Origin of the sequence: Pseudomonas sp. REP124, from assembly GCF_020164475.1 — a bacterium.
In the GTDB taxonomy this organism is placed as follows: Bacteria; Pseudomonadota; Gammaproteobacteria; order Pseudomonadales; family Pseudomonadaceae; genus Aquipseudomonas.
This window is the reverse complement of the sequence record NZ_JAIQWX010000013.1, coordinates 63312-69455: the sequence shown is the minus strand read 5'-3', so window position 1 is coordinate 69455 and position 6144 is coordinate 63312. Positions and strand designations below refer to the sequence as shown.

The 6144-nt window shown below is 62.1% G+C and carries 4 protein-coding genes and 1 riboswitch; of the genes, 1 reads left to right on the top strand and 3 read right to left on the bottom strand.

The genetic code is table 11. The features are described 5' to 3' along the window. Nucleotides 1–39: 39 nt before the first annotated feature. On the bottom strand, nucleotides 40–1929 hold the full coding sequence (gene thiC, locus K9857_RS05610) for a phosphomethylpyrimidine synthase ThiC (protein WP_224533867.1): 1890 nt from the start codon (nucleotides 1927–1929) through the stop codon (nucleotides 40–42). A gap of 161 nt (nucleotides 1930–2090) precedes the next feature. Then, nucleotides 2091–2196: riboswitch (TPP riboswitch) on the bottom strand. 193 nt (nucleotides 2197–2389) lie between these two features. Between thiC and K9857_RS05605 the strand changes: the two genes are divergently transcribed. Beyond that, nucleotides 2390–3823, top strand: a complete 1434-nt coding sequence (locus K9857_RS05605; protein ID WP_224533866.1) for a TolC family outer membrane protein — start codon at nucleotides 2390–2392, stop codon at nucleotides 3821–3823. A gap of 114 nt (nucleotides 3824–3937) precedes the next feature. On the opposite strand, the gene waaA is transcribed toward K9857_RS05605, so the two are convergent. Both waaA and K9857_RS05595 read right to left on the bottom strand, forming a co-directional pair. After that, the gene (gene waaA / locus K9857_RS05600) at nucleotides 3938–5215 is read right to left on the bottom strand and encodes a lipid IV(A) 3-deoxy-D-manno-octulosonic acid transferase (RefSeq protein WP_224533865.1); all 1278 of its coding nucleotides are present in this window, start codon (nucleotides 5213–5215) and stop codon (nucleotides 3938–3940) included. Then, nucleotides 5208–6128 carry a LysR family transcriptional regulator gene (locus tag K9857_RS05595; RefSeq protein WP_224533864.1) on the bottom strand — a complete coding sequence of 307 codons (921 nt, stop codon included), beginning with the start codon at nucleotides 6126–6128 and terminating at the stop codon, nucleotides 5208–5210. The genes waaA and K9857_RS05595 overlap by 8 nt, the downstream gene beginning before the upstream one ends. Nucleotides 6129–6144: the final 16 nt, after the last annotated feature.

Genomic DNA, 6144 nt, shown 5'->3' with positions numbered 1-6144 from the left:
ACGGGGGCAAGCCCCCTCGCCACAGGGTTCAGTGCTGGATCAAACTTTCTGGTAAAGCTGACTGCCTTCCTGCTTGAAGCGCTCGGCCTGTTCGGCCATGCCTTGGGCGACGTCCACGTCGACCGCTTCGATCCGCTGGTTGGCCGCGTACTCGCGCACTTCCTGGGTGATTTTCATCGAGCAGAATTTCGGCCCGCACATGGAGCAGAAGTGCGCGACCTTGGCCGAATCCTTCGGCAGGGTCTCGTCGTGATACGAACGAGCGGTGTCCGGATCCAGGCCCAGGTTGAACTGGTCTTCCCAACGGAATTCGAAACGCGCCTTGCTCAGGGCATTGTCGCGGATCTGTGCGCCCGGATGTCCCTTGGCCAGATCGGCGGCATGGGCCGCAATCTTGTAGGTGATGATCCCGGTCTTCACATCATCCTTGTTCGGCAGGCCCAGGTGCTCCTTCGGCGTCACGTAGCAGAGCATCGCGCAACCGAACCAGCCGATCATCGCCGCACCGATGCCGGAGGTGATGTGGTCGTAGCCCGGCGCAATGTCGGTGGTCAGCGGGCCGAGGGTGTAGAAGGGCGCCTCGTCGCAGCACTCGAGTTGCTTGTCCATGTTCTCCTTGATCAACTGCATCGGCACGTGGCCCGGGCCTTCGATCATGCACTGCACGTCATGCTTCCACGCGATCTTGGTCAGCTCGCCGAGGGTTTCCAGTTCGCCGAACTGCGCTTCGTCGTTAGCGTCGGCGATCGAGCCCGGACGCAGGCCATCGCCCAGCGAGAAGCTGACGTCGTAGGCCTTCATGATTTCGCAGATGTCTTCGAAATGGGTGTAGAGGAAGTTTTCCTTGTGATGCGCCAGGCACCACTTGGCCATGATCGAACCGCCTCGGGACACGATGCCGGTCACGCGCTTGGCGGTCATCGGCACGTAGCGCAGCAGCACGCCGGCGTGAATGGTGAAGTAGTCGACGCCCTGCTCGGCCTGTTCGATCAGCGTGTCGCGGAACAGCTCCCAGGTCAGGTCCTCGGCCACGCCGCCGACTTTTTCCAGGGCCTGGTAGATCGGCACGGTACCGATCGGCACCGGCGAGTTGCGGATGATCCACTCGCGGGTTTCGTGAATGTGCTTGCCGGTGGACAGGTCCATGACCGTGTCCGAACCCCAGCGAATGCCCCAGGTCAGTTTCGCCACTTCTTCTTCGATGGACGAACCCAGGGCGCTGTTGCCGATGTTGCCGTTGATCTTCACCAGGAAGTTACGGCCGATGATCATCGGTTCCAGTTCGGTGTGGTTGATGTTGGCCGGAATGATTGCGCGACCGCGGGCGATCTCGTCACGGACGAATTCGGGGGTGATGATTTTCGGCACGCTGGCGCCAAAACTGTGACCGGCGTGCTGCTGGTCCAGCAGGCCGGCGGCGCGGGCCACTTCCAGCTTCATGTTTTCGCGGATGGCGACGTATTCCATCTCGGCGGTGATGATGCCCTGGCGGGCGTAGTGCATCTGGGTGACGTTGGCCCCGGCCTTGGCGCGGCGCGGGTTGTTGACGTGGGCGAAACGCAGCTTGGTCAGCTCCGGATCGGCGAGGCGTTCCTGGCCGAAGTTCGAGCTCAGGCCGCTCAGGCGCTCGGTGTCGCCACGGGCTTCGATCCACGGCGAGCGCACGTCGGCCAGGCCTTTGCGCACGTCGATGATGACGTTGGGGTCGGTGTATGGGCCGGAGGTGTCATAGACCGTGACCGGTGCGTTGACCTCGCCGCCGAAGTCGGTCGGCGTCACATCGAGGCTGATTTCACGCATCGGCACTAGGATGTCGGGACGAGTGCCCTGAACGTAGATTTTCTTCGACCGGGTAAACGGCTGAACCGATTGTTGATCGACCTTGGCCGAGTCACTCAGGTTGGTGGCGATTTTTTCTTTTATGGTCATCACGGGCTCTCAAGACAATCCAGGCAATGGAATTTTGTCGGAGCGAACCTGTAACGAATGGACGCACGTGCGCTGGGAAAACCAGCTGTGCTGTGCTCAGTGCTCGAGGGGAGTTCGATGGTCGAACCACATCCCGGACGAAGCACAAGAGGACTCGCCGGGTGACGAGAAATCTTGTTCCCTACGCAGGCGCTAACCTGATCAGGTTCAACGGGATCCGAAATTATTCGATCTCAGCCTCATAGCAAGGCACCCCGACAAGAACGTGGCCAGTCTAGACACAACTGGCCAGGAACGCCAACACCGCGATAAACACCGTGATGAATGGCGCAATTGCAGGATTGTTGCGCGGCCGACGCGCAACTACACTCGCTACGCCAAGCTGCGCATTGACGCTAGAGGTGTCGAAACGTAGCCTTGGCGCTCAAATTATCAGCGTAATTTTTGTAGGGATCGCCGAATGCTGCGCAAACTCTCACTGGCCGTTGCCGTGTCTTGTGCGTCCAATGGAATGGCCTGGGCAGCAGAAGCGCCCTTATCTACCAAAACCGACCTGGTCAGCGTTTATCAGGAAGCGGCGGACAATAACGCCGACCTCGCGGCTGCCGTCGCTCAATATGGCGCGCAGAAAGAAGTCGTGCCCCAGGCTCGCGCCGGGCTGTTGCCCAACCTGTCGGGCGGCGCCGATGTCACCAGCGTGCGCACTTCGATCGACCAGCCTTCGGCCACCGCCAACCGCAACGCCCACTCGTATCAGGCGACCCTGGCGCAACCACTGTTCCGCGCCGATCGCTGGTTCCAGTTCCAGGCGGCCAAGGACGTGAACGAACAGGCGGCGCTGCAACTCTCGGCGACCCAGCAGAACCTGATCCTGCAAACCGCCGACAGCTATTTCAACGTGCTGCGCACCCAGGACAACCTGGCCTCGACCAAGGCCGAGGAAGCCGCGTTCAAGCGTCAGCTCGACCAGTCCAACGAGCGCTTCGATGTCGGCCTGTCGGACAAGACCGACGTGCTCAACTCGCAGGCCAGCTACGACACCGCACGGGCCAACCGCATCGTTGCCCAGCGTCAGGTGGATGATGCCTTCGAAGCACTGGTGACCCTGACCAACCGTCGATACAACTCGATCCAGGGCATCAGCCACAACCTGCCGATCCTGCCGCCGGCGCCAAACGACGCCAAGGCCTGGGTCGAAACCGCGGCCCGGCAGAACCTCAATCTGCTGGCCAGCAACTACGCCGTCAGCGCCGCCGAACAGACCCTCAAGCAGCGCAAGGCAGGCCATGCGCCGACCCTCGATGCCGTGGCGAAGTATGAGAAAGGCGATAACGATGCGTTGGGCTTCAGCAACCCGAATGCTTTCGGCCAGCCCTACAAGGGTGATGTGGAGCAGACGTCGGTCGGCCTGCAACTGAATATCCCGATCTACAGCGGTGGCCTGATCAATTCCCAGGTGCGTCAGTCCTACGCCCAGCTGGACCAGACCGAGCAGCAACGCGAATCGCTGCTGCGCTCCATCGTCGAAAACACCCGTGACCTGCACCGTGCGGTAAACACCGACGTCGAGCAGGTCCAGGCGCGCAAGCAGTCGATCATTTCCAACCAGAGTGCGGTGGAAGCGACCGAGATCGGCTATCAGGTGGGGACGCGCAATATCGTCGACGTACTGGATGCACAGCGTTCGCTGTACTCCTCGGTCCGCGACTACAACAACACCCGCTACGACTACATCCTCGACAACCTGAAGCTCAAGCAACAGGCCGGTACGTTGAACCCGGGTGATCTGCAGGATCTGGCGCGCTGGCTCAAGCCCGATTACAACCCGGACAAAGATTTCCTGCCGCCGGATCTGGCCAAGGCGGCTGCCGAGCAGCTCAAAGCCCGGCCGTGAGAAGCCTCCTGTAGGAGCGAGCATGCTCGCGATGGAGGCCCAGTCACCGCGGGCATTCAGACTGCCCGCGTCTCCGTTGACGACCATCGCGAGCATGCTCGCTCCTACAGGTGATCAGCGTTTGATCAACCGCCCCAACCCATCCAGCAATCGCTGCAACGCGCCCTGATTGCGGCGCATCACGGTCAACCCCGCCTCCGCCATGCGCTGCGCGTCCCGTGGCAGTTCGAACAGGCGCTGCACCGCCAACGCCAAACCGTCGGCATCTTCCACTTCCTGCAACGCTCCGGCACTGCGCAGTTGCGCAGCGATTTCGAGGAAGTTGAACAGATGCGGGCCGCTGAGTACCGGCTTGGCCAGTGCCGCCGGCTCCAACAGGTTATGCCCGCCATTGGGCACCAAGCTGCCGCCGACGAAAGCGCTGTCGGCCAGCGCATAGAGGAACAGCAACTCGCCCATGGTATCGCCGAGCAACACCGACGTGGCCGCAGTGACCGCCTCGCCACTGGAACGCCGAACCGTGGCGAACCCCTGCTGACGGCACAGTTCGAACACCGGATTGAAACGCTCGGGATGACGCGGCACCAGAATCAGCAACGCATCCGGGTGGCTCGCCAGCAACCGGCGATGGGCCGCGAGCACCACCTCGTCTTCACCGTCGTGGGTACTGGCAGCGATCCACACAGGGCGCTCCTGCGCCTGCCATTGCCCGCGCAATTCGGCGGCATGCTGCAACAGTTGCGGATCGATGGTCAGGTCGAATTTGATCGAGCCGGTGACTTCGACGGTTTCCGCGCGCGCACCCAACTCACGGAAGCGCTGCGCCTCGGCTTCGGTCTGCACCGCGAACAGGCTCATCTCGGCGAGCATCGGCCCGGTCAATTTGCCGAAACGACCATAGCCTCTGGCCGAGCGTTCGGAGAGTCGTGCGTTGGCCAGGGCCACGGGAATGCCGCGCTTCGCGCATTGGTGGATATGGTTGGGCCACAGCTCGGTTTCCATGATCACCGCCAGTTTCGGCTGGACCCGGTCGAGGAAACGCCTGGCGGCGCACGGCAGGTCATAGGGCAGATAGCAGTGCTGGATGCGCGGTTCATTGGCGAACAGTGCCTGAATGCGCTCCGAACCAGTCGGGGTCATACAGGTCACGGTGATCGGCAGCTGTGGATAACGCTGCAGCAAGGCGCGAATCATCGGTGCGGCGGCAATGCTCTCGCCCACCGACACCGCGTGCACCCAGATCCCGCCGGGCTTCATCGCCGGCAGGCCAAAGGAGAAGCGCTCGCCGATGCGCTTGGCGTAAGCCGGCGCCTTGCGCGAACGCAGCCACAACCGAATCGCCACCAATGGCAGCCCCAGGTAAAACAACGCGGTGTAGAGAGTTCTATTCATGGCGGCGGAGTTTATCGGTTTTTTCGCCGATCGCCTGCAAATGCACGGCAAAACGTTCGGCCAGCCAGCGCGCCGCCGGGCCCAGGGGTTCGTCGCGACGCCAGACCAGTTCCACCACCAGTGCCGGCGGGGTCCATTCGCTGTCCAGCTCGACCATCTGATCCTGATAGGTCGGGTACTGCACCACATGGCGCGGTAGCCAGGCCCAGCCCAGTCCGCGCACCAGCCATTCGGCCATGACGTAGAAACTGTCCGCCCGCCAGACTTGCGGGCTGGCCGGCTCACTGCCGGGATAAATGCTCGACTGGGTCGACATCAACAACTGGCGATGTTGCGCCAGTTGCTGGCAATTGACCTGCGTCTGTTTCGCCAGCGGATGACCGACGCCACAGACGGTGACCATTTCCACGCTGCCGAGCACCCGCCGCTCGAGGGCCTCGGGGATCTGGTCGTGGAAGAACAGCAAGCCCAGGTCGGCTCGGCGCTCCACCAGTTTGCGCGCCACTTCACCCTGGGCAGCGCTGGTCAATTGCACCTCAAGACTGGGAAAGCGCTCGGCCAATGCCTCGAGGCTTTCGATGACCGGTTGATAAGGCATCGCTTCATCCTGAGCCAGCCGCAGGCGAGCCTCCTGCCCGCGCATCAACGCCAGCGCCCGACCGTTGAGACGCTCGCATTGGCGTAGAACTTCCCGAGCCTCTTCGAGCAAAGCTGTACCGGCTTCGGTGAGTTTCGGCTGACGGCCGCTGCTGCGATCGAACAGGCTGACGCCGAGATCTTCTTCGAGCAGCGCAATAGAACTGCTGACCGCCGACTGCGCTTTGCGCTGGTCCCGCGCCACAGCGGAAAACGAACGCTGCTCCGCTACGCTGACGAACAGGCGCAGCTGCTCCAGATTCCATTGAATGTTCATGACCAACCCATCTTCA

Excerpts from the sequence above, each read along its gene's own strand:
- K9857_RS05595 (WP_224533864.1), bottom strand. The coding sequence starts at position 6,128 with ATGAACATTCAATGGAATCTGGAGCAGCTGCGCCTGTTCGTCAGCGTA.
- K9857_RS05605 (WP_224533866.1), top strand. The coding sequence starts at position 2,390 with ATGCTGCGCAAACTCTCACTGGCCGTTGCCGTGTCTTGTGCGTCCAAT.
- thiC (WP_224533867.1), bottom strand. The coding sequence starts at position 1,929 with ATGACCATAAAAGAAAAAATCGCCACCAACCTGAGTGACTCGGCCAAG.
- waaA (WP_224533865.1), bottom strand. The coding sequence starts at position 5,215 with ATGAATAGAACTCTCTACACCGCGTTGTTTTACCTGGGGCTGCCATTG.